The 26,420-nt window shown below is 45.7% G+C and carries 29 protein-coding genes; 9 read left to right on the top strand and 20 right to left on the bottom strand.

Annotation, left to right across the window (positions count from 1 at the left end; all coding sequences use genetic code 11):
- Nucleotides 1–66: 66 nt before the first annotated feature.
- Nucleotides 67–831, top strand: a complete 765-nt coding sequence (locus BEL04_RS03005; protein ID WP_066000036.1) for a GDSL-type esterase/lipase family protein — start codon at nt 67–69, stop codon at nt 829–831.
- A 57-nt stretch (nt 832–888) separates the two neighbouring features.
- Here the strand turns inward: BEL04_RS03005 and BEL04_RS03000 are convergent, their stop codons facing one another.
- The 3 genes from BEL04_RS03000 to BEL04_RS02990 all read right to left on the bottom strand — a co-directional run bounded on the left by BEL04_RS03000 (nt 889) and on the right by BEL04_RS02990 (nt 2,817).
- Nucleotides 889–1,215, bottom strand: a complete 327-nt coding sequence (locus tag BEL04_RS03000; RefSeq protein ID WP_066000033.1) for a hypothetical protein — start codon at nt 1,213–1,215, stop codon at nt 889–891.
- 78 nt (nt 1,216–1,293) lie between these two features.
- Entirely contained in the window at nt 1,294–2,403 is a 1,110-nt protein-coding gene (locus BEL04_RS02995) for a bile acid:sodium symporter family protein (RefSeq protein WP_066000032.1), read from the bottom strand.
- Between the two features lie 66 nt (nt 2,404–2,469).
- A complete protein-coding gene (locus BEL04_RS02990; RefSeq protein WP_066000031.1) occupies nt 2,470–2,817 on the bottom strand; it encodes an MmcQ/YjbR family DNA-binding protein in 348 nt (115 codons plus the stop codon).
- A gap of 24 nt (nt 2,818–2,841) precedes the next feature.
- Between BEL04_RS02990 and BEL04_RS02985 the strand changes: the two genes are divergently transcribed.
- Both BEL04_RS02985 and BEL04_RS02980 read left to right on the top strand, forming a co-directional pair.
- The gene (locus tag BEL04_RS02985) at nt 2,842–3,168 is read left to right on the top strand and encodes a hypothetical protein (protein WP_083227740.1); all 327 of its coding nucleotides are present in this window, start codon (nt 2,842–2,844) and stop codon (nt 3,166–3,168) included.
- A gap of 40 nt (nt 3,169–3,208) precedes the next feature.
- Nucleotides 3,209–4,873: a beta-xylosidase gene (locus BEL04_RS02980; protein WP_066000029.1), complete on the top strand. Its 1,665-nt coding sequence runs from the start codon at nt 3,209–3,211 to the stop codon at nt 4,871–4,873.
- On the opposite strand, the gene BEL04_RS02975 is transcribed toward BEL04_RS02980, so the two are convergent.
- From BEL04_RS02975 to BEL04_RS02960, 4 genes are all read right to left on the bottom strand, one after another.
- Nucleotides 4,874–5,770 carry an AEC family transporter gene (locus BEL04_RS02975; protein ID WP_066000027.1) on the bottom strand — a complete coding sequence of 299 codons (897 nt, stop codon included), beginning with the start codon at nt 5,768–5,770 and terminating at the stop codon, nt 4,874–4,876.
- Complete coding sequence (locus tag BEL04_RS02970; protein WP_066000025.1) at nt 5,770–6,354, bottom strand: TIGR00730 family Rossman fold protein; 585 nt, start codon at nt 6,352–6,354, stop codon at nt 5,770–5,772. Before BEL04_RS02970 ends, BEL04_RS02975 begins: the two co-directional genes overlap by 1 nt.
- A gap of 12 nt (nt 6,355–6,366) precedes the next feature.
- The gene (locus tag BEL04_RS02965) at nt 6,367–7,131 is read right to left on the bottom strand and encodes a hydroxypyruvate isomerase family protein (protein WP_083227739.1); all 765 of its coding nucleotides are present in this window, start codon (nt 7,129–7,131) and stop codon (nt 6,367–6,369) included.
- A gap of 99 nt (nt 7,132–7,230) precedes the next feature.
- A complete protein-coding gene (locus BEL04_RS02960) occupies nt 7,231–7,740 on the bottom strand; it encodes a YqgE/AlgH family protein (RefSeq protein ID WP_371327577.1) in 510 nt (169 codons plus the stop codon).
- A gap of 182 nt (nt 7,741–7,922) precedes the next feature.
- On the opposite strand from BEL04_RS02960, the gene pdxH reads away from it, so the two are divergent.
- A complete protein-coding gene (gene pdxH, locus BEL04_RS02955; protein WP_066000015.1) occupies nt 7,923–8,570 on the top strand; it encodes a pyridoxamine 5'-phosphate oxidase in 648 nt (215 codons plus the stop codon).
- The gene (locus tag BEL04_RS02950; protein ID WP_066000013.1) at nt 8,567–9,064 is read left to right on the top strand and encodes an NADH-quinone oxidoreductase subunit C; all 498 of its coding nucleotides are present in this window, start codon (nt 8,567–8,569) and stop codon (nt 9,062–9,064) included. The genes pdxH and BEL04_RS02950 overlap by 4 nt, the downstream gene beginning before the upstream one ends.
- 17 nt (nt 9,065–9,081) lie before the next feature.
- On the opposite strand, the gene BEL04_RS02945 is transcribed toward BEL04_RS02950, so the two are convergent.
- From BEL04_RS02945 to BEL04_RS02925, 5 genes are read right to left on the bottom strand one after another with little or no spacing between them, the layout of a single operon-like run.
- Nucleotides 9,082–9,738 (bottom strand): aquaporin, encoded by a 657-nt coding sequence (locus tag BEL04_RS02945; protein WP_066000012.1) that lies wholly within the window; start codon nt 9,736–9,738, stop codon nt 9,082–9,084.
- The gene (locus BEL04_RS02940) at nt 9,735–10,151 is read right to left on the bottom strand and encodes an arsenate reductase ArsC (RefSeq protein ID WP_066000011.1); all 417 of its coding nucleotides are present in this window, start codon (nt 10,149–10,151) and stop codon (nt 9,735–9,737) included. The genes BEL04_RS02945 and BEL04_RS02940 overlap by 4 nt, the downstream gene beginning before the upstream one ends.
- Nucleotides 10,152–10,154: 3 nt before the next feature.
- Nucleotides 10,155–10,583, bottom strand: coding sequence for an arsenic resistance N-acetyltransferase ArsN2 (arsN2, locus tag BEL04_RS02935; protein ID WP_175403986.1), 429 nt, complete (start codon nt 10,581–10,583; stop codon nt 10,155–10,157).
- A 9-nt stretch (nt 10,584–10,592) separates the two neighbouring features.
- Nucleotides 10,593–11,165, bottom strand: coding sequence for a DUF6428 family protein (locus BEL04_RS02930; RefSeq protein WP_066000007.1), 573 nt, complete (start codon nt 11,163–11,165; stop codon nt 10,593–10,595).
- Nucleotides 11,166–11,180: 15 nt separating this feature from the next.
- A complete protein-coding gene (locus BEL04_RS02925; RefSeq protein WP_066000006.1) occupies nt 11,181–11,519 on the bottom strand; it encodes a helix-turn-helix transcriptional regulator in 339 nt (112 codons plus the stop codon).
- Nucleotides 11,520–11,670: 151 nt separating this feature from the next.
- Between BEL04_RS02925 and BEL04_RS02920 the strand changes: the two genes are divergently transcribed.
- Nucleotides 11,671–12,471, top strand: coding sequence for a hypothetical protein (locus tag BEL04_RS02920; protein ID WP_066000004.1), 801 nt, complete (start codon nt 11,671–11,673; stop codon nt 12,469–12,471).
- Here BEL04_RS02920 and BEL04_RS02915 read toward each other — a convergent pair whose 3' ends face one another.
- Together BEL04_RS02915 and pyrE are read right to left on the bottom strand one after the other, a co-directional pair.
- Nucleotides 12,472–12,867, bottom strand: a complete 396-nt coding sequence (locus BEL04_RS02915) for an orotate phosphoribosyltransferase (RefSeq protein WP_066000002.1) — start codon at nt 12,865–12,867, stop codon at nt 12,472–12,474. It abuts the gene before it with no gap.
- 15 nt (nt 12,868–12,882) lie between these two features.
- Complete coding sequence (gene pyrE, locus BEL04_RS02910; protein WP_066000000.1) at nt 12,883–13,539, bottom strand: orotate phosphoribosyltransferase; 657 nt, start codon at nt 13,537–13,539, stop codon at nt 12,883–12,885.
- A gap of 160 nt (nt 13,540–13,699) precedes the next feature.
- On the opposite strand from pyrE, the gene BEL04_RS02905 reads away from it, so the two are divergent.
- Entirely contained in the window at nt 13,700–14,179 is a 480-nt protein-coding gene (locus tag BEL04_RS02905) for an NUDIX hydrolase (RefSeq protein ID WP_254659517.1), read from the top strand.
- Here the strand turns inward: BEL04_RS02905 and coaD are convergent.
- The 3 genes from coaD to BEL04_RS02890 all read right to left on the bottom strand — a co-directional run bounded on the left by coaD (nt 14,148) and on the right by BEL04_RS02890 (nt 16,020).
- Nucleotides 14,148–14,609: a pantetheine-phosphate adenylyltransferase gene (gene coaD, locus BEL04_RS02900; protein ID WP_065999995.1), complete on the bottom strand. Its 462-nt coding sequence runs from the start codon at nt 14,607–14,609 to the stop codon at nt 14,148–14,150. The genes BEL04_RS02905 and coaD overlap by 32 nt on opposite strands.
- Nucleotides 14,610–14,677: 68 nt before the next feature.
- Nucleotides 14,678–15,223, bottom strand: a complete 546-nt coding sequence (gene rsmD, locus BEL04_RS02895; protein WP_065999994.1) for a 16S rRNA (guanine(966)-N(2))-methyltransferase RsmD — start codon at nt 15,221–15,223, stop codon at nt 14,678–14,680.
- Complete coding sequence (locus BEL04_RS02890; protein WP_175403985.1) at nt 15,199–16,020, bottom strand: DUF3822 family protein; 822 nt, start codon at nt 16,018–16,020, stop codon at nt 15,199–15,201. Before BEL04_RS02890 ends, rsmD begins: the two co-directional genes overlap by 25 nt.
- 60 nt (nt 16,021–16,080) lie before the next feature.
- On the opposite strand from BEL04_RS02890, the gene BEL04_RS02885 reads away from it, so the two are divergent.
- A complete protein-coding gene (locus tag BEL04_RS02885; RefSeq protein WP_065999990.1) occupies nt 16,081–17,514 on the top strand; it encodes an ATP-dependent RecD-like DNA helicase in 1,434 nt (477 codons plus the stop codon).
- Here the strand turns inward: BEL04_RS02885 and BEL04_RS02880 are convergent.
- The 3 genes from BEL04_RS02880 to BEL04_RS02870 all read right to left on the bottom strand — a co-directional run bounded on the left by BEL04_RS02880 (nt 17,496) and on the right by BEL04_RS02870 (nt 23,256).
- Nucleotides 17,496–18,833, bottom strand: coding sequence for a sensor histidine kinase KdpD (locus tag BEL04_RS02880; protein ID WP_065999988.1), 1,338 nt, complete (start codon nt 18,831–18,833; stop codon nt 17,496–17,498). The genes BEL04_RS02885 and BEL04_RS02880 overlap by 19 nt on opposite strands.
- A 152-nt stretch (nt 18,834–18,985) precedes the next feature.
- Nucleotides 18,986–21,043: a DUF1800 domain-containing protein gene (locus BEL04_RS02875; protein WP_065999985.1), complete on the bottom strand. Its 2,058-nt coding sequence runs from the start codon at nt 21,041–21,043 to the stop codon at nt 18,986–18,988.
- Nucleotides 21,044–21,252: 209 nt separating this feature from the next.
- On the bottom strand, nt 21,253–23,256 hold the full coding sequence (locus tag BEL04_RS02870) for a DUF1800 domain-containing protein (RefSeq protein ID WP_065999984.1): 2,004 nt from the start codon (nt 23,254–23,256) through the stop codon (nt 21,253–21,255).
- Between the two features lie 211 nt (nt 23,257–23,467).
- Between BEL04_RS02870 and clpB the strand changes: the two genes are divergently transcribed.
- Nucleotides 23,468–26,089 carry an ATP-dependent chaperone ClpB gene (clpB, locus tag BEL04_RS02865; protein WP_065999983.1) on the top strand — a complete coding sequence of 874 codons (2,622 nt, stop codon included), beginning with the start codon at nt 23,468–23,470 and terminating at the stop codon, nt 26,087–26,089.
- Nucleotides 26,090–26,420: the final 331 nt, after the last annotated feature.

Below are 26,420 nucleotides of genomic sequence, written 5' to 3'. Positions count from 1 at the left end.
GGTAAAAATAGAATGTATAGCTTAAATGAAAGAATTTAGTTCAATTAATGTAAATTGGTCTTACTTATGAAAAACAGAAACCTTGCCTTTTGGGGGATAGTTGCGCTTGCGTTATGTTCATTTGCTTTACGCGAAAAACCCAGTATCAATGTTGTTTTCATCGGCGACAGCATCACCCATGGTACTACTCAAAAAGATGAAACTCCGCCCAACTATACCGATAGCGCATTGGTACAAAGCGGTAAATTTAAAACAGTGCAGGTAGCTAACCAGGGTATCAGCGGTTACACTACAGTGGATTTTTTACCGGCGACACATAAGTCGTACCCCAAAGTACGCGCGGCAGCAGATGCTTTTTATACGGATAAACAAGCTATGCTTGTATTTTCGATCATGCTGGGTACTAACGACAGCGCCATCAAAGGCCCTACCGGTTCGCCTGTTTCACCGCAGGACTATCATGCTAATTTAAAAACCATAGCCGATAGCCTGCTGGCCGCCTATCCTACTTGTAAGATCGTGATCAACCATCCTATCTGGTACAGCAATAATACTCATAATCGTGGCGCGGCCTATATGCAGGAAGGGCAAGACCGGGTATTACTTTATCACAAAGAGATCGATGCGTTGGTGAAGGAATACGCCAAAATCAATCCCCATCACGTTTATTTAGGTGATACCAAAGGCTATAAATATTTTGATGAGAACCACCTCACCGATTTTAAAGCTGAGAACGGACTGGATGGTGTATTTTACCTGCATCCCAATAAAAAGGGTGATATTACATTAGGAAAATTTTGGTGCGATGCCATTATCAGGGCATTAAAATAAAGAAGCTCCCCGTTACATTGGGAAGCCCTTTCATTATATATGATTGTTCGGTAATAACTACCTACCTATTCTTCGGCTGATGCGGTTTTCGCGGTGATTTAAACGTGCCTGATCGCGGCGGGTTAAATGGCCATGATCGCGGGCTGCCATACGGCGTTCTTCGCGGCGTACGCTGTGGTCTTCGCGATGTAAACGGGCAGCTTTAGTGCGGCTGATCTCGCCTTCGCGTACTTCGTGATGGATACGCGCATCCTGACGGGCAATGCGGCTGTTTACCTCGGCGCGACGAGGGTGTGTACGGTCGAACTGGGTTTGTGCAAAAGTTGTAGTACTTATTCCGAATAAGGCGATCATTAAGGAGATGCCTAAAATTTGAGCTTTCATAATCCTGTTTTTTGTAATTATGACAAGCTGCAAATGCGGTAGTTTAATTTAAGACCTGATAGATTTAGTTAAAATATGTTAAATAGGCTTTTCCGGGTCAATTTCGCCTTTCGGGATACGGCCGTGCCACCAGGTAGCCAGAGATGAACCACTGATATTCATCAACGGGCCAAAGATAGCCGAGGCCAGCCCAACCGTGCCTATTCCCCCCAGCCCTAAAGCCAGTCCGGAAGCCAACCCGCTGTTTTGCATACCCACTTCGAGCGATATAGTGCGGCAATCTTTCTCCTCAAAACCTAAAAGTCGGCTAAACCAATAGCCCAGGGTATAACCCAGCATGTTGTGGATCAGCACGGCAAGCATCAGCAAAGCGCCAACTTTTAACAGGGCGTCGCGGCCACTGGCGGTAATTACCATAATGATGAGCGCAATGCCTATCATTGATATCATCGGCATAATCTTATCGAGCCACTTGAGTTTACCACGCACTAAAAAGTGGAACAATAAGCCTGCCAGTATCGGGAAAATCACCACCTGGGTGGTATCCCAGGCCAAAGCCCAAAAACTCACCTTGATAAGCTTACCTGCCAGTATGCGCATCAATAAAGGTGTAAACAATGGAGCCAGTAATGTTGAAACGGTAGTTACTGCTATTGACAGGGCAAGGTTGGCACGGGCAAGGTACGACATAACGTTAGATGCCAGTCCGCTCGGGCAGCAGCCTACCAAAATAACCCCGGCAGCAATTTCGGGCGGAAAGCTGAAAACACTGACTAACAGGAAGCCGATGAGCGGCATCACGGTGTAATGGCAAATCACGCCTACCAATATCTTTTTCGGCATTTTAAAAACGGTGGCAAGCTCGTTCATACTCAATTCACTGCCCATACCGAACATGATGATCTGCAGCAGCGGGATAATTAGTTTGGATAGTTTAAAACCGTTAAAACTTACAAAATGCTGCGGGTAATACATCGTCAAACTCACTGCCGCGAAAATGATGAGCGGGAAAGAAAACCCTTTTAATTTATCGGCTTTTTGAAAAACCAATGCCAGCGACAGGAAGAACAACATTAGCAACCAACCACTTATTTTAACACTATCTTCAATCTGAAAGGCGATATAGCCAAAAAACAAAGCGATTGAAGGTATAAAATAGCGTGGGCGGATGATAAAGTTTTTGGCCATCGGTAAAGAAAAATAATGGTTGATCGGCCTGCAAATTAGTATTTTCCGGATGAAGTAGGAAATCGGTTACAAGCCCAGACCGGCTCTAACCTTGGTCGGTAGTTTAGAAGTGATCAGATTGTACGATTGCCTGGCGTAGTGCTCCCACTCTTTTTTACTCAGCAGGTTAATATCATCAACCTTTACCCATTTATATTTACCGATATATGCTGCTGCGCTAAAGCCATCGCGTGCTATCATTTCCTCAAACTCTTCATCGGTAACTTTAAAAGTTGCCGATGGCGGTACAGCATCTGGCGATGTGACCACGAACATTTTGCCGCCCACATTAAAGCATAAATGATCTTCCCACTTAATATCCTTAGTAACACCCGGAAAACTATCGCAAAAGGTTTCTATATCTTCAATCGTCATCCAACAAATTTACTAATTTTAACTATGGCAATTGATATGGACACCGTAAGGCAGATCGCCTTCTCGTTTGGCGATGTGGAAGAGACAGATCATTTTCACTTGCGGGCGTTAAAGGCCAATAAAAAGATCTTCACTACACTTTGGCAACAGGAGCAACGCATAATGGTTAAACTTTCGCCAACGGATCAATCTCTTTTTCATCCATACGATCCCACTATCTTCTTCCCGGTACCCAATAAATGGGGTTTACAGGGTTGCACTTTTGTCGACCTGACCAAAGTTAGGAAAGACATGTTGCGCGATGTAATATTTTTAGCACACGAACGGGCTTTTCTTAAAAAAGAAAAGTAAAAGTGTATATTAGACAATTCATAAACCAATACCTCATATCTTGAAAAAGCTTGCTCTATTTACGCTGTCGCTGGCTGTTATTTGCCGTGTACAGGCACAAACTCCGGCTACTGTCAATATCGATCTGAAACAAACCATAGCACCTATGAAACCCATTTGGGCATGGTTTGGTTACGACGAGCCGAACTATACATATATGAAGGATGGCAAAAAATTGCTTTCGGAAATAGCAGCTTTAAGCCCGGTACCGGTACATGTGCGGGCGCATAACCTGATGACGTCGGGAGACGGGATCGCTGCGTTGAAATGGGGGTCGACCAATATTTATACCGAGGATGCCAAAGGCAATCCGGTTTACAATTATCATATCGTCGACAGTATTTTTGATACGTATATCAAGCGGGGTATGAAGCCCCTGGCGCAGATTGGTTTTATGCCCGAAGCACTGTCTACGCATCCCGAGCCTTACAAACACGAGTGGAAACCTGGCTTGTCCTATACGAAGATCATGACCGGCTGGGCATATCCGCCAAAGGATTATAACAAATGGCGCGACCTGGTTTACAATTGGGTTAAGCATTGTGTGAACCGCTACGGGCAAAAAGAGGTTGAAAGCTGGTATTGGGAAGTTTGGAACGAGCCCGACGGCGCTTATTGGAAAGGCACGGTGCAGGAATTTTACAAGTTGTATGATTATGCTGCAGATGGTGTAAAACGCGCCTTGCCCACAGCAAAAGTGGGTGGTGCCGATGCTACTGGTGGTGCGATGAAATACCAGGCTAACTTCATCAAACATTGCCTGCGCGATACCAACTATTCTACCGGCAAGATAGGCTCGCCGCTGGATATTGTGCTTTTTCATGCGAAAGGATCACCCAAGGTGGTTAACGGCGTAGTAGTGATGAACGTGAAACAGCAACTGCAAAACATCAACAATCATTTTAAAAATATCCGTTTGTTCCCCGAGTTGAAGAATATCCCGGTAATTATCGGCGAATCTGACCCGGAAGGCTGCGCAGCCTGCGGCATGGCTACCAATCCCGAAAACGCTTACCGTAACGGTACCATGTATTCGAGCTATACCGCGGCAGCTTTCGCGCGAAAATATGAGTTGATGGACGAGTACGATATGAATTTATTAGGCGCCGTGAGCTGGTCGTTCGAGTTTGAAGGTCAGCCCTGGTTTGCCGGCTTCCGCGACCTGTCGACGAACGGTGTAGATAAACCGGTACTCAATGTCTTTAGGATGTATGGGATGATGAAGGGCAATCGTTTAAAGGCTGAAGATAACCGCATGTATCCGTTAAAGATGGTATTGGATTCGAGCGTGCGCGGCGCACAAACAGATATTGGCACCCTGGCTTCCGCCGATGTGCATACGGCCGCAATAATGGTTTGGAACTACCATGATGAGGATAAACAATCATCGGGCGAACCGGTAACGGTCAACATCAAAAACATTCCGTCAGCAAAAGCTACGGTAACCCAATACCGGATCGATGATCAGCACAGCAATTCGTACGAAGTTTGGAAAAAAATGGGTTCACCTCAAAACCCAACACAGGCACAAATAAGCGAATTGGAAAAAGCAGGGCAATTGCAAACAATGGGGCCGCCAGCTAAAATGACTGTTGTTAATGGCAGTTTACCCGTAAAATTTACACTTCCACGGCAAGGGGTAGCATTAGTAAAACTGGATTGGTAACTACCTGGTGATATAATACCACCCGGCAGTCGTCAACAACGACAGGATAATACCAATACCGATAATAAGGTTAGATAATTTGGGGTTCAAATCATATTCGTCGGCAACAACACCCGCAGTTAAAAGCGTGGGCATAGCAGCTTCCATAATGGCAACTTGAGGTGTAACGCCTTTAAATCCAAGGCAAAAAAACAGGCCAAATACCAAAGCGGGCGCTAATATGAGTTTATAGGCAAGCGTAACTGAGATATTTTTAAACTCGCTTAACCAGCCTTTAAATTGTAATTGCAGTCCTATTGAAAATAAAGCTAACGGTGCAACTGTTGTCGCAAGCTTATCAAATAACGGATCGACAACAGAGATATCGATAAAATGCGGCAATACCAAGGCGCCGACACATCCCAAAAACGGAGGAAAACGCAATACCCGTTTAAGCACAATTCCGGCCGACAGTGCCGACTTTTTTGAAGCGTTAATAGCCACAACTACACCTGCAGTAGATAACAACAGAAACGTTATCTGATCGCAGATAATGGCGATGCTGATGTATTTTTCGCCAAGATAGGCCGCAATAAGCGGGAAGCCCACGAACGAGGTATTGGCCAAACCACTCATCAGGCGCAAACTACCTTTGGTTGGCTGATCGGCAGGTTTAAGTTTGGTATAGATGGTCACCAGTAGCCAGCCGCCGAGCCATACAATAACAGGTGCTAAAATCGGCGCGAGCAATTCGCGCGACCAAACAATATGCGGCAGATATTTAAACGATACTGCGGGAAGGGCCAGGTAAATGATCCAGGCGTTGATACCCCGGTGCGCATCCGCCGGTAAGGTTTTTGACGCACGGAAAAGCATCCCCGCGATAATACATATCGCTATGAGTATAAAATTTACCATCAGATCAGGTTGCGCTCTTTAAACCAGACATCGTCGGGGTTAGCATCAAATTTCGACATCAGGTCGACCAGTTCTATCGGGTCGGTTGAAGTGAGTACCAGTTCGCGGTTAGCCGGTTTTAAAAAGCGCTGTTCAACCATCACATCCATCTGCTTCAGTAAAAAGTCGTAAAAGCCGTTAACATTTAATATGCCAATTGGCTTTTTATGGAGTCCAAGCTGTAACCAGGTTAACACTTCAAAAAATTCTTCGAGCGTGCCAAATCCTCCCGGAAGGGTAATAATCCCATCGCTCAGATCGCTCATCAGTTGCTTGCGCTGATGCATGTTATCAACAATATGCATTTGTGTCAAGCCCGTGTGGCCAACCTCTTTATCCATTAAAAACGTTGGGATAACTCCGATCGCTTTGCCGCCGCGGTCCAGCACGGCATCGGCCATTAGTCCCATTACTCCCACTTTGCCGCCGCCAAAAACAAGTGTTACATCACGGTTTACCATTACATCAGCTAAAAGCCCGATGGCTTGTTTGAGGTTTGGGTCGCCATTATAATTGGCCCCGCAGAATACACAGATAGATTTCATATTGAATGGATGTTATATATCGCAAATTTGAACTGCCTTTGCCAACGATGCTATTTTATTTGCTTGTGTTGGAATAAACTCCTGCGCGACAAAACCTTTAAACCCTGTATTTTTTATAGCCCTCATTATCGCAGGATAGTTTAATTCCTGGGTTTCATCAATTTCGTTACGGCCGGGCACACCGCCGGTATGGTAATGAGCAATATACTGATGGTTTTCAAGGATGGTGCGGATGATGTCGCCTTCCTCTATCTGCATATGGTAAATATCATACAGTAGTTTAAAGTTATCGGATGCGAGGCGCTTTGCCAGTTCAACGCCCCAGGGAGTTTTATTGCACTGATAATCGGGATGGTCTGTCTTCGCGTTAAGCAGCTCCATTACCAAAACCACTTTGTGCTCTTTGGCTACCTGCAACAATGGCTTTATTCCTTCAACACAATTGCGCAGGCCAGTTTCTGCATCTATGCCATTACAATTACCACTAAAACAAATCAGGTTGGTGTAGCCTGCCGCCGCCACAAGCGGTATCATTCTGACATAGTTATCGAAAAGCTGCGCGTGATATTGCCGGTCGTTAAACCCTTCGGTTAAACTGATCTCGGCGCCATTGCACATTGGCGAATAAAGGTCATGCTTTTTTAATATGGGCCAGCCTTCGGGGCCAACCAGGTCGATACCCGTTATGCCGATCTGCCTGGCTGCAATGCAAAGCTCATCGAGGCTCATATCCGGATAACACCAGGCACAAACAGAATGGTTGATGTTTTGGTTCATTAGTTTATTAGTACTTGCATTGCGGATGCAAAGTAAGCAAAACAAAATTATGATCAATAAAACCCGGATCGATAAGACTAAAAACTAATGACCAATAAACTAATTTAAGGTAGGATTCTCAGGAAAATTGGCGATATGCGCGTAACGCTGGCCGAGGCTAACCACGGTTTCTTTCCAGAGCGTGTCCTCGTTATGGCTGAACAACAGGTCGGGGCTGAATTTATCGGTCACCATCCAGGTATCTTCCTGTAACTCGTCATCCAACTGGCCTTCGGTCCAGCCTGAGTAACCGATAAAAAAGCGAATGTCGGCGTCGGTTAACTGATAATTATTGATCAGACCTTTAACCATCTCAAAATCGCCTCCCCAGTAAATACCATTGGTGATCTCGATACCGTCCTCAATTTTTTCGGGGCAACGGTGTATGAAGTGCAGGGTATTGTTGCCTACGGGGCCGCCTTTATATAGCGGGATCTCGGCATAAGCAACATCAGGCATAATGTCGCTCAGTACATATTCGCTGAGTTGATTAAGCACAAAACCCATCGCTCCTACTTCCGAATACTCGGTTAATAAGATCACAGATCGTTTGAAATTCGGATCCATCATAAATGGCTCCGATATCAATAGTCTGCCTGCAGCCGGGGTAATTGTACTTAACATCTATCTGCTTTACGTATATAACGTTAACACCGTTGTCAAAAATATGTTCGGTTTAACATAAATTGAAATTTTTATTCAAAAATTTAACATTAAAATTTAACGCCTTGTATTTGTACCTTTGACGGCAAATGGATCAGACAACAATTCAAAACCTGCGCGAAGAGTACAGTGCATCTACCCTATCAGAAAAAGAGGTAACGAAAAACCCTATAAAACAATTTGAAAAATGGTTTAAGCAGGCGCTCGAAACAAATGCCGAAGAAGCAAATGCTATGACGCTTGCTACCGCCACCACCGACGGACGCCCTTCGGCGCGTATTGTATTGCTTAAAGGTTTTGATGAACGCGGCTTTGTGTTTTATACCAACTATCTGAGCCGCAAAGGCAGGGAGATGGCAAAAAACCCATTAGCTACGTTGTTGTTTTTCTGGCCTTCGCTCGAGCGGCAGGTGCGCATTGAAGGTACGGTCGAAAAAGTGAGCCGCGAAGAGTCGGAAAAATATTTTTATACCCGGCCGAAAGGCAGCCAGGTTGGCGCGGTAGTTTCGCCGCAGAGCCAGGAAATTGAAGGCCGCGACATCTTAGAGAAAAAATGGGCCGACCTGGAAAAGGTATATGCTGACGAAGATGTACCTAAACCGGCACACTGGGGCGGCTATGTTGTTAAACCTACGCTGATCGAATTCTGGCAAGGTCGCCCAAGCCGTTTACACGACCGGATCGTATACAAAAAGGCAGATAAAACCAACTGGAAGATTGTTAGACTTGCGCCATGACGTTTGAAGACATCAAAACTTTATTGACCGGTAAATTTGGTGAGGGCGTTGTTTTGGGCGAAGAAACAACAGGCTTACAAAAAGCTTTATTGATTAAACCCGATCGCATAGCCGACGTTTGCCTGGAACTGCGGGATAACCCCGGAACTTATTTCGACTTTTTATCTTGCCTTAGCGGGGTGGATTACGGTATTACCGAAAATCGCTTCGGTGTGGTTTACCATCTTTCATCTATTCCATACAATACACAGCTGGTTTTAAAAGTAAGTATCCCAAACGACCGGGCCTTAGATAATCTACCTTCCTTTCCAAGTGTATCGGCAGTATGGAAAACTGCCGATTGGCATGAGCGTGAAGCTTTTGATATGGTGGGCATCTTTTTTGAAAATCATCCCGACCTGCGCCGTATTTTATTGCCCGATGACTGGGAAGGTTACCCGCTGCGAAAGGATTACCAGGAAGCCGAAGAATATAAGGGTATCAAGATTAAGTAACCCGCATTGCACCGATTTTAGATTGATTTCACCGATCTTATCCGAATCAGGTTAAATGCCGGTATCGCTAAACATGCGCCTGCAATTGTAGCCACAACATAGATCCATAGATGTTCGGTATGGCCTGATACAATTGCCGGTGCGATGGAGCGGGCAGGATTCATAGATGCCCCGCATACCGGCCCGGCAAAAAAAGCCTCCAGCCCAACCACAGTTCCTATGCCCAAACCCGCAAATCTTCCTGTTTCTTTACTGCCATGAGCAAAAAGTAACACGGCAAACATCAGTAAAAAAGTAAGCAAAAGCTCGAATAAAAAGGACTGTATCTCTGTACCCGATGGCATAGTTGCTCCCAGCAATTGGTTTGCCGGGAATAGGAGTTTAAGCAACACGCTGGCAAGCAACGCGCCGGTTAACTGGCTGATAATATACGCAGGAAGTTTTTTTATACTGAAATGCCCTGCCACCGTAAAGGCAATACTTACCGCAGGATTAATGTGTGCGCCCGACTTGCTACCGAATATATAGATCATGACAGCTACTATTACACCCCATGTTATTGAAACACCGGTATGAGTAACAACGCCATCGAATTGCTGCCCGGCAATAATCGCGCCGGTCCCGAAAAGCACCAGCGCGAATGTACCTATAGTCTCATACAGGTAGTTTCTCATTTTAAATGAGCCTGCACAAAGTCAAACGAGTAAGTTTTGATCATCTCTCTAACCCGCCTGAACTCGTTCATGATTTCGTCGTTTGTACCCTTCGCCTTAGCGGGATCAGGAAAATTGAAATGAAAACGCTCGGCAGTAGTTGGGAAATACGGGCAATTCTCTTTGGCATTATCGCAAACAGTAATCACATAATCAAACGGAATATCGGTGTATTCGTCGACGTTGTTTGAAGTGTGTTTGGAGATATCAATATGGTCTTCGGCCATTACCTGTATGGCTTTGGGGTTAACGCCGTGCGTTTCAATCCCTGCGCTGTAAACTTCGGCTCTATCGCCTGCAAAATGTTGTAAATAACCATGGGCTATCTGGCTACGGCAGCTATTGCCGGTGCATAGTACTAATATTCGTTTCATAATTTATTTAAGATCCTTTTTCATGGCTATTGCCGAAACCGGGCAGACGTGGCTAAACTCAGACGACCGCTGTACTGCTACAGGGATAGCCGCTCTTTCTATTTGTTTGTAACCTTTTTGTTTAAAGTATGCGGGCGCGGTTTCGGTGAGCAGATAGATGGCTGCAAGGCCCCTCACCCCTGCCGATGTTTCAACTTCATTAAGCAATTGATTACCTATCCCATTATTACGAAAGGATTTGCTCACGGCTAACGAACGCAGCAACCCATAACTGCCATAAATCTCCAAACCCGCAGAACCAATTACCCGGCGGTCATCCAAAATCACCACGAAGTTGCCGAGGTCTTCGGGTAAATCTGCAAAGGGCAAACCTTCGGCCTGCAACAATGCAATTATCTCGTTTCTGTAGGGCGTTGCCCTTTCAATCTGCATATTCATCAATTAACAACAACCGCCACCAGGTTCGCAACAGGCAGATGCAGCGGCCAGGTTCTTCATTTCAACTTTGGGTTTTAGCGCCGTCTTTGCTGGCGCGCAACAGGCTTCGTTTTCGGCTGAGGCAGTACCGCAGGAGCCGCCTCTTTCAATGGCTTTGCATTGCGTTTTATCGGGTATTAAGTCAACAATCAGGCTATTTCCATCGACTGATAGGTTATTGGGGTACATCTGCCGCGTATCAAATCCCGGATTGCCGAACTCGATTTTCACAGTCGCCATCGGATTAATACTCATGGCCTCTTCCACCACCCGGATAATAGACAAGGCCTTGCTCACTTTCATCGGGTTTTCGGCACTTTTGGAAGCCGGCTCCCATAGTTGAACAATAACTTCGGTCCAGGTATTGAGTTTGCCGCCGCAATCTACTGATATGATGGGCGCTTGTTTAATTTCGGTAATATGGTAAGAAGGGTCTACCAATTTATCTTCGGCATATTTAAACTGCAGGTGTTTATCAGTATGCAGCAATAACTCATTTTTAAAGGATTGCCAGTTCGTGGCCACTGCGTTATTCATAGCTATAAATTTAAATTAACAACAACTTTGGTTTGACGATGCGGTCTGCAAATCGCCGAAAAGGGTATTAAAATCCGAATTGAATTCTTTAAAGGCTTCCCAGTTGATACAATAGCATGACTTTTTACCATCTATGGTTCCTTTAATCAGCCCCGCCCCCATCAACTCTTTTAAATGCTGCGATACGGTGGCCTGTGCCAATGGCATTACTTCTACAATTTCGCCGCAAATACAGGTGTTACGCTCGGCCAGTACCCTTAAAATAGCTATCCTGGCCGGGTGCGACATGGCTTTCGACATATCGGCAAGCTTCTGATCAAGCTCTGTGAACTCCGTTTTTTTATTGACCGCCATTACCTTAAATTATATATCGTAAATATACGATAATAAAACTGAACTTCGCAAATTTTATTTCAATCTTTAGACTTGGCCCTTTCCTTAATTGACCGAAACACACGAACCTCGCTTATAAATGCCTATATTAGATCGATACAACTAACTCTGAATGGTTAAACTCCTACCCTGCTTATCGATTTTATTTTTCTTTACCTGCCCGGTAAGTTCAGCTCAAACTAATACGGATAGCGCTCAACTGGCACGAACGGCCTTTATTAAAAGTCAGACCGTTAAGGCCGACTCGTTAAATGACCTGGCACTGAAGCTTGCACAGCCCGGCGCCTCTTTTAATGACCTGGGCAAAGCCATCGATCATATCATGGCGGGCCTGCATATTTATTCAAAATTCAGGGATAGCGTAGGGTTGCGCGAAACCTTCGACCACCTGGGTTTGGTTTATCACCTCCAAAAGAAATTTACACAGGCAAAATGGTTCATCCTGCAGTCGAACGAAATTTCAAGAGAGAAGCACGACACGCTGAATATTATTTCATCGCTGCTCGCATTGGCATCGGTAAAGCAGGATATTAAAGATTTCACCCTGGCGAAGCGTGACCTGGATGAGGCGCTCTCTCTGGCTAAAACACAATCTAAAATAGATGAACAAATAGAAGTGCAAAAGGCCCTGGTGAAGTATTATACACAAGAGGGCGATGCACAAAAGGCTGCCGGTGCGTTCAATCGTATCAAATACCTAAATGATTCTGTTGCAAGGGCGATAGCCGGGCAAAAAAATGCCACAGTACTAACACAAAATACTCGTACGGATAGTTTACACCATTTCAGCACCACGTTAGACGAAGAGGATGCTGACCGCAAAAGCTTTGTGATTATTGGCATCACTTTAATAACCGCTGCCCTTGCGGGTATTTGCGTATTGCTTTACCGCCGCAGCAAATGTAAAACGTAATTACTTTAAAACTTCGGCCAGGCGGGAGGTTTCATGATCGGCCAGTTTTTGCAGGGGGCCGCTGGCCAGCATTTTCATCATCATATTCAGATCGGCCGAGATACGGTAAGTAACTTCCGTCTGATCTCCGTTGGGAGTTACCAGCCATTTGAGTTCCATTTCAAAAGGCGGAGCCTCGGCAGGGATGATCTGTATCGATTGATTGGGTATCAGTTCTCCAACCTTTAAAGCCAGTTTAGCCATGTTTTGGATGGTAAAGCGCGCTTCGGTAGCTGTCGACGACCAGTTGTATATGTTTTCGGGCATCAATTGCTGATGGTTGTTCAAATCTGCTAAAAAACTGTATACGCCGGCAACGGGTTTGCCGATTGTTTTTTTACTCTCAATAATGGTCATAATTGGTTAGTGTTATTAGTCGGGCATAACTTTCTGCGCCCAAACTGATGGATTTTCGCGCCATTGCTCCAACAACTTCACGTCCTCTTTCGAGATATACTGGTTTTCTTCGGCATATTTGATTAAGGCGTTGTAATTGGATAAAGTAGCAAAACGGCAGTTAGCCTTTTTAAAATTCTCGGTAGCAGCGTCAAACCCGTAGGTAAATATGGCCACCAGTCCGGCAACGTCGCATCCGGCCGCGCGCAGGGCCTCAACAGCCTGCAAACTGCTTTTTCCGGTCGAGATCAGGTCTTCAACAACAATAACTCTTTGGCCAGGAAACACATCGCCTTCTATTAAATTACCGGTACCGTGTTCCTTTGGTTTGGCGCGTACGTAAACAAATGGTAAACCCAGCTCTTGGGCAACCAAAACCCCCTGCGGGATACCTGCCGTTGCTACGCCTGCAACACAGGCTACGGCACCAAATTCGTCCTGAACTAACGAGCTTAATTTCTGACGGATGTAGGTACGTATGGCCGGGTGTGACAATGTAGTACGGTTATCGCAATAAATCGGCGATTTCCAGCCCGAAGCCCACGTAAAAGGACTATTAGGTTGTAATTTAATTGCTTTAATTTGCAGCAAAAATTCGGCAACCTGTTGTTCGATCTCAGTTTTATTAAACATGGCTCAAATTTATAGAATTTATATCAACCAAAAGGTTCTTTTAATAACAGAATCAGCTCCAAAAAGCTTAAAAAAATATCAACAGATTGACCATCAAAACTTTGATCTGAAAATTATTTATCCACTTATTTTAGAACATTACCCTGGCCATAATTTTTTTGTGATTTGTACCGATGCCAAAGCTTTCTTTAAACAAATCACCCAAAACGTTACGGTTATCAAAGCGGCCGGCGGTTTGGTAAAGAACGAGCGTAAAGAGTATTTGTTTATTTACCGCAACGATAAATGGGATTTGCCCAAGGGTAAAATTGAAAAGGGCGAACATATCAGAGAATGTGCCGTGCGCGAAGTTGAGGAAGAGTGTGGTATCAAAGTAAAAAAGCTGGGCAAAAAAATAGGCAAAACTTATCATGCCTACGTTTACAAAGGCGAAGTAGTGGTTAAAAAATCGTATTGGTATAAGATGAGGTGCGAAGGGTTTGATAAATTAAAACCGCAAAAAGAAGAAGGTATTACCGATGCCCGCTGGCTGACACACGAAAAAATGGGCATTGTTACCAAAAACACCTTCCCCTCTATTACCGAGGTAATGGAAAAAACGGGATTGATTAAAGGAACTGCAGAGCCTCTTTCGGAATAAACTGATCGGCATTGCCGTTAAAACGCAGAATTTCGCGCACGATAGTAGAGCTAATGGATGAATAGCCCGGCTTGCTGACGATAAATATGCTTTCGATATCCGGCTCGAGCGCATGGTTCATCTGGGCGATAGCCTTTTCATATTCAAAATCGGATACGGTACGTATACCGCGGATCATATAAGTCGCCCCGATCTGCCGGCAAAAATCAACCGTTAGGCCTTCATAGGCAATCACATGTATTTTGGGCTCGGTTTCGAATACGGCGCGGAGCATAAGCTCGCGTTTTTCGATACTCAGAAAACCTTTTTTTGTACTGTTTACCCCTATGCCGATATATACTTTATCGAACAGGTTTACCGAACGTTTTAAGATATCAACGTGGGCCTTGGTAACCGGATCGAACGAACCTGGAAAGAGTGCGATTTTCATGCAGGTATGTTTATGAGATCGAAATTACGCAAATTATGTTGTAAGGTTGAAATGTTACAAGGTTATTTCTATTGATCAACATTGTTCCTAAAAAACGAAAATGACGAGTGCCCGTATTTGCGCTGCTCCATAAAAGCCGGGTGCTGGCTTAGGTTCTGCATGCTTTGATGCTCCACGATCAGCATTCCGCCGGGCAATAACATATCATTTTCGAACACGAGTTTGGGAATATCGGGAATACGGTTCAGGTCGTACGGTGGGTCGGCAAAGATCATGTCGTACTTATCCGTCTCCATTTCCAGGTATTTAAAAACATCAGCTTTAAATGTTTTGATCTGCCCGAGCTTATGCTGGCGCGACATATCATTCAGATAATGGATACATTGCACGCTACGATCGATCGATACAACGATTTCGGCATCGCGCGAAGCAAATTCCATCGAGATATTCCCGGTGCCGCTAAAAAGATCAAGCACTTTAAGGCCTTCAAACTCTATCTGGTTATTCAGAATGTTGAAAAGAGCTTCCTTTGCCAGGTCGGTTGTAGGGCGTACGGGCAGATTATTCGGCGGATTAAGCCGCAGCCCTCTTAATTTACCACCAATGATTCGCATAATGATAAACCGGCCAGCATCAGAATCTGGTGTGAGATGAAACCTTCGGGCAGCGTAACTACATGATTTTGGTTAAAATATACCTTAGGCAACAAATCGTTGATGCGGTGTATCTTCCTGTCGGCGATGCTGATATCGCCACTCAATATTACCGAAGTGGCATCCAGATTCAATCCAAGTTCGTTGGCAACCATAATGGTATAATACATCACTTCATCAGGATTGCTGAACTCGAAGGTGTTATAAAATCTCAGCCTACCCTCGTTACAGTACAACAACTGTAAAAAGTCTCCTTCGATATGAATATACAACGGCTGGTTATAAGGGCGTGAGAAGTTTACCCCGGCTATCCAGGCTTTGCCGGCAAAATATACCAGATCAAGGTTAAAGTTTGCAGAAACAGCTGCAGCGGTGGCCGGATCTATCTTAAAAACCACATAGTTTTGTGCATCAAGCTTGTTGACCAAAAGTACGTCATCAGCGTCTTTATCCAGGAATTGCCCGTACTGGGTAAGTTTCTCGCGCTCAAATAACTCGTCCGGAACTATCGTAAAAGATAATGACTGGATGCCGATCTTTACACTGTTATAGTCAGCGGCTAATATCTGTTTTAGCGAAGCAGGTGTCACCAGTTCGTCAATGGGGTATTGCTCTCCCCAAACCAGCACTTTGCCCGACTCCAATTGTATAACAGAAAATGAAAATGTATCGCCGGTGATCAGGATAAGCAAGCTATTGCCTTGTGCTTCTTCAGGATTAAACTCCGGATCGTAATAGTTGTACCTGCTGTTGCTCATTGTAACAAAAGTAAAAAAAATATATGTCTGTTTCAGGCTTTTTATACGCATTTTTGGAGTGTGAACACCGATACAGAACTGATATCAAAATCGTTTCCGCATACGCCTACCGGGCAGCAACTCGAGCTCTTTAAAAAACTGCACCAGTTTTTAACGCGCGACGATGGCGACGAATGTTTTATATTGAAAGGCTACGCCGGTACGGGTAAAACAACCGTGATCAGTACGCTCGTAAAAGCTTTACGGCAGTATAATTATAAATCGGTATTGCTTGCCCCAACCGGCCGTGCGGCAAAGGTGATCACGGGCTACTCGGGTAAAAAAGCCTTTACTATCCATAAACGTATCTATCGTAAAAAATCGGCTATGAGTGTCGATGATTCTTTCAGCATCGGCGATAATATGGCAACCGATACGTTGTTTATTGTCGATGAAGCATCGATGATATCCGACGAGGTGAGCGGCAATAATCATAAAAGCCTTTTGCAGGATCTGGTCAATTATGTGTACAACACCAAAAACTGTAAACTGATGCTGGTTGGCGATACCGCGCAATTGCCACCGGTAGGGTCTGTCGCAAGCCCGGCATTGGAAGAAAAGGTAATGAAAGATCAGTTCGGACTGGATATTTACAGTTTTGAGCTGACTGACGTGGTGCGGCAGGAGAAAGAATCGGGTATATTGCTCAACGTTACCGGGATACGAAACCTGATACGAAAAAATAAGAACCAGATACCGCAAATCGCCACCAAAGGTTTCAAAGATGTGTACCGCATCAATGGCGACCGGTTGGAGGAAGGACTGAACTATGCTTATAATAAATTTGGGATGGACCGCACGCTGGTCATCTGCCGGTCGAACAAAAACGCCAACCTGTATAACCAGCAAATACGCGGCCGTGTACTGTTCAGGGATGAAGAGATTACCGGCGGCGACCAGGTGATGGTGGTGCGCAACAACTACTTCTGGCTCAAGGAAGAGGAAGAGAACAGCACCGGTTTTATTGCCAACGGCGATATTGCCCGGATACGTAAGATCCGCAATTTTCAGGATATGTATGGTTTCAGGTTTGCCGACGCGCAGTTGGAATTTACCGACTACGCCGAAGACCTGACCATCAACTGCAAGGTGATGCTCGATACCTTGTATTCAGAATCGCCCGCCCTGGCGCCTATCGATCAAAAGCGTTTCTTTTTAGAAGTGATGAAGGATTACGAACATATTGCCAATAAACGCGTAAAGTACAACGAGTTAAAAACCAACCCTTATTATAACGCGCTGCAGATCAAATTCGCCTATGCGGTAACCTGTCATAAGGCACAGGGCGGGCAGTGGGACGCTGTATTTGTGGACCAGGGCTATCTTACAGAAGATATGGTCAATAACGATTTTCTGCGCTGGTTTTACACCGCCTGCACACGCGCTACAACAACTTTGTTTTTAGTGAATTTCAACCATCGGTTTTTCCCCGACGGTCAGGAAGCTATCGACTGATTAAGGCTGATGGTAAAAGTAGTACCCTGTTGCTCAACACTTTTTACTTTCACCTCGCCGCCGTGTTTGGCGATGATTTGCTTTACAATGCTCAGCCCCAACCCTATCGATTCTTCGCCGTGAAGCCCCTTGCGGCTCGCTTTCGAGAAGCGGTCGAAAATATTCGGCAGCAAACTGTCCGGTATGCCCACGCCAAAGTCTTTTACATCAATTAAAGCCGAACCGCTTGCATCCCGTAAGGATACCTCAATACCTTCTTCTTCGGCCGAAAACTTAACTGCGTTACTGATCAGGTTATCCATTACCCGGTGCATTTTTTCTTCATTTATCCAGGCAAAAACTGGCTTTTGAGGACCGTAATAAATAATTTTCGGTTTAGTACCACTGTACATCCACTCCTCAACTATTTGAAGTAAAAACTGATTCAGATCTGTTTTACGCACTTCAAACTCGCTGTCGATATCGTTACGGGCGACTTCTATCAGGTCGTTGATGATCAGCTTAGCCCGCTCGCACGAAGCCTTGATCATTAATATGTTATCGTCCTGATCATCATCGAGTTTACCATCCAGCTGCATAATACCGGCTATCGATTCGATCGCCGCAAGCGGGTTCCGCAGATCGTGTGCCACAACACCCAATATCTCATCTTTAAGCTGATTGGCCATTTCAATCTGCGTATTTTTTTCGCGAATGATTTTAAGCTGTATAAAGTGGTTGGCCCTGTAGGAGAACACATAGCGCGAAATGCTAAAAAATGCGATCAGCAATATGGCCGACATAAACTGGTTGAGCATCAGTTGCCGCGCATCAGTTACATAGTGTGGCAGTAATAAGCTAAATATGACGGTTATGATCAAACCTATTAACAAAGATTCGTAATATTCGAACACAAAAAATACCCCGGCAATCATCAACGTGATCATGTATAGCGTTACCGTATTTTTAGGGTTATGCATAGACAAAATACTTCCCATCATTCCGGCCGCAATGATATATGAAGCGAAAAGAATACTCAGCAACTGGCCAAGGAACAGATATTTGGGCGTTTGCCTGAACTGTCTGATCATTACAATGGCCAGTAAAATAAAGATCGGTGTAACTGCGATGTGGATATTTACCGAAAGGTCGAACTCCTGAACATGCCTGACCTGATCGGGCTTAAGGCCAAAAATATACGGCGATAGCTTGAACAGCACATCGAACACAAAAAATACGATGCCCATGGAGCGTACAGCTTCAAGGTTTTGACGGATATAATCGGCTCGGAACAGCGACCTGTTAGGATTGCTCAGCCGGCTGAAAAATTTAATCTTCAATGTATTAAGGGGTGTGTTCGAGGGCTAATATACGATTAAAAAAAAGAGGGAAATAAAAAAAGTTAGAAGTTAATAAATAGTTTACACAGTTAAAAGGCCCCGGGGTGATCAAAATCCGGGGCCTTTTAGCCAATAGCGTTATTTTCTTATGGTTATCTGCGCTGGTACTCAGGCGAACCAATAATAATCCCCACTACCTGTGCCAGCATATTAGCGTTATTTTTAGTGTTTTGTGCAGATGCCATAACCTTTGGCGGCGGCACGGCATCTTTCTTTTTGGTTAGTTCTTCGCTACCCGGCACCGCGTCCATACCCGAGAAGGTTGCCGGCGGTGGTGTGCTTGTCGCGATAGGTGTTTTGGTAACCGCATCATTTACTTTATTAGCTACATCCGGAACCGTCAATAAAGGCGATAATTGCTTGATCGTTTTATCAAGGTCGCGCTCCGGCATCACCAGTTTACTGTAAGTGATCAATGCTGCTTCGGGGCTTTCGGGCTCGTGATGATTATTGAGCGCTGCAAGATTAACGGTAACGCCCGGTATGCGGCCGCTGGTTAAGGCCAGGCCAAAGTTCATTCGGTTAAGCAAGGCGCCGGTATTGATCCAGTATTGCCCCCTGTCGGGGAAACCCGTTGGCGCCTGGTAGTAATAGATCTTCTCGCCCATGCGCGACATCCAGTTAAACAACTGGTATGGCTGTTGGATATCGGCATTTAAGGCCCTGACTGAACTAACCACCAGCTCGAAAGGTGATTTGATTTTTTCGCGCTGTACCTTTTTGCTCCAGAATTCGGGCGAACTTACCATCGTGATCAGCACCTGTTTGATGTCGCCGTTTTGCTCGGTAAAGGTTTTAGCCATTTTATCGATGAGGCTTTGCGGCGGGTTATCGCTCACAAAACGCACGGCAAGCTTTTTCGAGATAAATTTAGCTGTTGACGGATGGTGCGCCAGCATTTCCAACAGGTCGACCCCTTCCTGGTAACCGCCCTTGGCCGGGAAAGTATGGCCCAGCACAACTTTTTCGCCCATATCGTGGCGGGTTGGCGTAAATAAAAAGTCGCCGTCGTGTACATAGCCTTTGGCTTCCAGGTTATTCACGCCTACTTTATCAACCAACCCTTTCATATTGCTGCCGTAACCATAACTGCTCAACGGGTACATGGTCCAGCCGGTTAAAACACGGGCGGCCTGGGTAACATCTGTTTGGGTGTAACCGCCGTCTACACCCAAAGTATGTAGTTCCATCACCTCGCGGGCATAGTTTTCATTCAGCCCGGTTACATTTTTTGGCGCATTGGGCTTTGGTTTTGGCGGGGTTGGTGCCGCGGCCGACATCATCATCATATCCATACCAGCGTTTGTTTTCGCAGGTGCTGCTCCCATCGCCATATCTGTTGATGCAGCGGATTGAGTTGGTTTTGCCTTAGCTTTATCCCCGCCCATCATCATATTATTGGCTGGCGGTGCAGGTGCGCCCTGGCTTACCAGGTTATCTAAAAAATACAGCATCGCCGGCGATTTTGCCGATGCCAGCAACAATTTATCAAACTCACCTAAAGCATTCGGCCGTATCACATCGCGCTCGTAAGCGGGTATAAATTGCGCGCACTCGCCTTTGGTGAACGATACGTTAAAATGGTTGAACCAAAAATCGCTCATCACTTCCTGCAACTGGTTATTGGTATAAGCCGCACGCAGGATGTTCTGACTGATGAATTGTTTATACAATTCCTGATCCGACCGCAGGCCCTTGCTCTTCATATAAGCCTGTATCTTATCGTTATAAGCTTTTTTATCGACAGCCTTATCCACCGAATCCTTGCTTATCGCGCTATCGATAATAGCCATGTGCACTACCACAAACCCCGGTGGAAATTTTTGCAGCACTTCGCTATTGCTCAGATTGATCGCATCATAACTGGCTAATCGTTTGTTTAACGAATCATCGGGCGCGTCGGCATTCAGTTGCTGCTCGAACCATTTCTCGAGGCCCATGTTTACCACTTGGTCAACCTGGCCCGGTGTGGCGCCGTAGGTAAAACGGTTGAGCAGTTGCGCTGCTGCCTGCCTTTCGGTGAGGCCGCCTTTTTTGTACGGAAATTTGTAGCTTTTAACTGGTAATTTCGTTGCTGTTAAAAACGAAGCAAGCACGAATCCGCTTACGCAGATAACGGCAGTCAGCAATAATAGTTTGATGGTTTTCATGGTAATGGTTAGCTCTGCGGGGGTACCTTTTAGACCATAACATTAACTCAGGGTTTAATGTTTAGTTAAGCAGATTTCATCAAATTTTCATTTTGCAATTTTTGTAACCAAAAAAGACGAATACGTCGGCAAAACATGGGTATTTATGGGTATTTTTTTATATACCCATTGTCAATTTTGTAATGATCAATAATTTAGTGATCATCCACCTACCTCCGCTGATATTCCGGCGAGCCAATAATTATCCCCACCACCTGCGCCAGCATAGTATTATTTGCCGCCGGCTGAATTTGCGCTCGGGCATAGATCCTGGCAGGATCTTTAGGCTGTACATTTTGCTGCATCATGTTATCGCTCATCATCGGGTTGGTAACGGCAGGTTTATTAGCCGCCTGTGCTGGTATTGTATTTGCAGCGGCATTGTTAACTGTAGCCGCAAGGTCGGGCTGGTTTAACAGTGGAGTAAGCCGTTGGATGGTTTTATCAAGATTACGCTCGGGCATCACCAGTTTACTGTATATTGCCAATGCCGCTTCGGGGCTTTCAGGCTCGTGATTATTATTTAGTGCTGCCAGGTTAACCGTAACACCCGGGATACGCCCGGTGGTTAAAGCCAGTCCAAAATTCATGCGGTTAAGCAACGAACCGGTATTGATCCAGTAAGTACCCCTATCCGGGAAACCGGTAGGTGCCAGGTAATAGTATAGCCTCTCTCCCATGCGGCCTACCCAGTTGTAAACCTGCATCGGTTGCTTAATATCTGCATTGAGCGCCCTCATCGAGCTTACGGCCAGTTCAAAGGGCGATTTAGTCTTTTCGCGCAAGGCGTCTTTGCTCCAAAACTCGGGCGAACTCACCATCGTGATCAAAACTTCTTTGATATCGCCGTCGTGCTCCATAAACGATTTGCTCATCTTATCCAGCAAACTTTGCGGCGGATTGTCGCTTACAAAACGTACAGCGAGTTTACGGCTGATGAATTTAGCTGTCGACGGGTGGTGCGCCAGCATTTCCAGCAGGTCGACACCTTCCTGGTAGCCGCCGTTCTTCCCAAAATGATGGCCCAAAACTGTCTTTTCGCCCTTATCGTGCCTGGTCGGGTTAAACAAAAAGTCGCCGTCGTGCATATAGCCTTGTTCCGCCATAACTTCATCACCCTGTTTTATAAATTGTTTCCTGATGCCATTATTGTTTACATTATCCTCTCCTTCCGGGAAGTAGGTCCAGCCGGTCAATACCCGTGCTGCCTGCGTCACATCGCTTTGGGTATAACCGCCATCTACGCCGAGTGTATGCAGTTCCATTACTTCGCGGGCATAGTTTTCGTTTAAACCGCTTACATTGCGGCGCACTAATGGTTGAGGTGCGGGTGTAAGGAGTTTTTTCTTTGCCGAATCGGGCATATCCATCAGCATCATATTATTGGTGGCAATTTCCTGCGGCTGTGGTGCAATTTGCGGCTGTTTTCTTTCGGGTGGCGGGCCTACGCTGTTAAAGTTATCCAGATAGAAGAGCATCGCCGGCGACTTAGCCGTACCCAGCAACAACTCGTCAAATTTACCGAACACATGCGGGCGGATCACATCGCGCTCATAAGCCGGTATATATTTGCCCGGCCCGTTTTTAGCAAACGACACGTTAAAATGATTAAACCAAAACTCAGTGAGTACTTCCTGCAACTGGTTGTTGCCATAAGTTGCCCGTAATATCTTCTGGCTCTCAAATTGCGTTAATAATTCTTGTTCGGGCCGGTAACCTTTAACTTGCATAAAAACCTGTATCCGGGCGTTAAATGCTTTTTTATCCTTAGCAACATACAACGAATCTTTACTTACATACCCGGCCTTAACTGCGTTGCGGTACATAGCGCCCCTTTCGGGGAAAACATCTACAACCTGCTCATTAGTATAATTTAAAGCATCATACAATTTTAAACGGTTATTCAGCGAATCATCCGGCAAATCGGCATTCAACTGGTGTTGCAGCCAGTTTTCGAGGCCCATTTTTATTACAGCGTCAATTTCGCCCGGCGTGGCGCCATAGGTAAAACGGCTCAGCAAATGCGCAGCGGCCTGCCGGTCGGTTAGCCCGGCACTTTTATAGGCCAACTTAATTTTTTTGGTGGATAATGCCGTGCTGGCAAAAAACGATGAGAACAAAATAGCGCAGGCACCAATAAAAAAGGCCAGGCTAATGTATTTTACTACCCTCATATCAGTAATTGATTAGACGTCTGTTTATTAAGACCAGCAAACTTGCAAAAGGTTCAAGATAACAAAAAATATTGACATTTAACACTTTTCCCCGTCTGATTTGTTCCTAAATTTATACCAGCGCGCTTGACAATTAGTCACCCCCAACCGGTTTCGGTATGACTTTTTTTCAGTTTAAACAGCTTGGCAATTGTTTTGACTAACAAACGATATGAATTTCAACAATTTTACCATAAAAGCACAGGAAGCCATACAAAAGGCCTCCGAGATTGCCGTTGGCAACCAACAACAGGCAATTGAAAACGCACATATACTAAAAGCGCTGCTCCTGGTTGATGAAAATGTAATAACCTACCTGTTGAAGAAACTGAACGTCAACATCAACAGGCTCAACGATTCGCTCGACCAGCAGATAGCCGCTTTCCCGAAAGTTAGCGGCAGCGAAGTATATTTATCTTCGGGTGCCAACAGCGCTCTGCAAAAAGCGCAGTCGTACCTAAAAGAATTTAAAGACGATTTTGTATCGGTAGAGCATATTTTACTGGGGATACTTTCGGCCAGTGATAAAGCCGCTACGCTATTGAAAGATTCGGGCGTTAACGAAAAAGATCTTAAACTGGCCATCAAGGCACTGCGCGGCGACAACAAAGTTACCGATCAGAACGCCGAGGCTACCTATAACGCCCTAAATAAATATGCCCGTAACCTTAACGAATATGCGGGTTCGGGCAAGCTCGACCCGGTTATCGGCCGCGACGACGAGATACGCCGTGTGATCCAGATCCTCTCCCGCCGTACCAAAAACAACCCAATTTTGGTTGGCGAGCCGGGTGTTGGTAAAACGGCCATTGCCGAAGGTATCGCTTTCAGGATATTAAAGGGTGATGTCCCCGAAAACCTGAAAACCAAAACCGTTTACTCGCTTGATATGGGCGCGCTGATAGCGGGCGCTAAATACAAAGGCGAGTTTGAAGAACGTTTGAAAGCCGTTGTTAAAGAAGTTACCCAGGCCGATGGCGAGATCATCCTCTTCATCGATGAGATCCATACCCTGGTTGGCGCAGGCGGCGGCGAAGGCGCGATGGATGCCGCAAACATCCTGAAACCTGCCCTTGCCCGTGGTGAATTACGTGCCATAGGGGCAACTACCCTGAACGAGTACCAAAAATATCTGGAAAAAGATAAGGCCCTCGAACGCCGTTTCCAAAAGGTGATGGTTGACGAGCCGGACACTGCCGACGCGATATCTATATTGCGCGGTTTGAAAGAAAAATACGAGGCTCACCACAAAGTGCGTATCCTCGATGAAGCCATTATTGCTTCCGTCGAGATGTCGCAGCGCTATATTTCCGACAGGTTCCTTCCCGATAAGGCTATCGACCTGATGGACGAAGCCGCCTCAAAACTCCGCATCGAAATGGACTCTGTTCCTGAAGTTGTGGATGAACTCGAACGCCGTATTATGCAATTAGAGATCGAGCGCGAAGCGATCAAACGCGAAAAGAACGATCGCCGGGTTAAAGAGCTGAGCGAAGAGATCGCCAACCTCTCGGCCGAACGCGATTCGCTGCGTGCCAAATGGCAGGGCGAAAAAGATGTGGTGGAAGGTATCAACGCCAAGATCGAGCAGATCGAAAACTATAAGCTCGAAGCCGACCAGGCCGAACGTGCCGGTGATTACGGTAAAGTAGCCGAATTACGCTACGGCCGCATCCGCGAAGCACAGGAAGAGGTCGAAAAACTGAAAGCCGCTTTATTGGAGAATAAGGACGACTCGCGCATGCTGAAGGAGGAAGTTACTGCCGACGATATTGCCGGTGTTGTTTCGCGCTGGACGGGTATCCCCGTGAGCAAAATGATCCAGAGCGAGCGCGAAAAACTCCTCCACCTGGAAGAAGAGCTGCATAAACGCGTTGCCGGCCAGCAGGAAGCTATTGAAGCGATAAGCGATGCCATACGCCGCAGCCGTGCCGGTTTGCAGGATAAAAAGAAACCTATCGGTTCGTTTATCTTCTTAGGTACCACAGGTGTTGGTAAAACCGAATTGGCCAAGGCTTTAGCCGAGTATCTGTTTAATGATGAGGGCGCCTTGGTGCGGATAGACATGTCCGAATACCAGGAACGCCACGCCGTTAGCCGTTTGGTAGGCGCGCCACCGGGCTATGTGGGTTACGATGAAGGCGGGCAGTTAACCGAAGCCGTACGCCGTAAACCATACAGTGTTGTTTTGCTGGATGAGATCGAAAAAGCGCACCCGGATGTATTCAACATACTATTACAGGTGCTGGATGACGGCCGTTTAACCGATAACAAAGGCCGTGTGGTGAACTTTAAAAACACCATTATCATCATGACATCAAACATCGGTTCTGACGTGATCCAGCAGAACTTCCAGGAATTGGATGAGCGCAACCACGACAGCATAGTGGCCAAAACCAAGAACGAACTGTTCGAGCTATTGCGCCGTACCATCCGCCCTGAGTTTTTGAACCGGATAGACGAGATCATCATGTTCACTCCGCTTAGCCGCGATGAGATAAGCGATATCGTAAAACTGCAATTCAAACAGTTACAGGATACTTTACAGGAAATGGGTATCAGCATCGATGCAAGCGAAGAGGCATTGGATTGGCTGGCACAGCTGGGTTACGACCCGCAATTCGGCGCCCGCCCGCTAAAACGCGTTATCCAGAAAAAGATACTCAACGAGCTATCGAAACAGATCCTTGCCGGTAAAATAGATAAAGACAGCAAGATCAAACTGGATGCTTTTGATAACCAGTTTGTGTTTTTGAACGAAGCGCCGGCAGCGGTGTCTTCACCGACAACTTGATACATACAAAGCCCGTACACTAATTTGTACGGGCTTTTTTTTGCTCTACCGCGTTAGGGACAGCAGCGGATACCGGCCTTGCGGCTAAGGCCTGTGCAGTATGAGCGGATGGCCCGGCCGCAGGTAACGCCCAAAAGATAAACTTCCTAATCAATATCTTAATACAATTAAACCCTCCAACCCTTCTCAGATTTAAACAAGTATTGCTATTCATCCAATCCAACTATCCCCCATCAACCAATTGTCAAATTTCTTAAACTTAACACTCCCCTAACCTGTTATAAAGATATTTGTTGCAACAAGTAATCGAATCACCTTTAACTTAACTAAA

This window comes from Mucilaginibacter sp. PPCGB 2223 (genome assembly GCF_001705515.1).
Classification (GTDB): Bacteria; Bacteroidota; Bacteroidia; order Sphingobacteriales; family Sphingobacteriaceae; genus Mucilaginibacter.
This window is presented reverse-complemented; position numbering and strand designations above follow the sequence as displayed.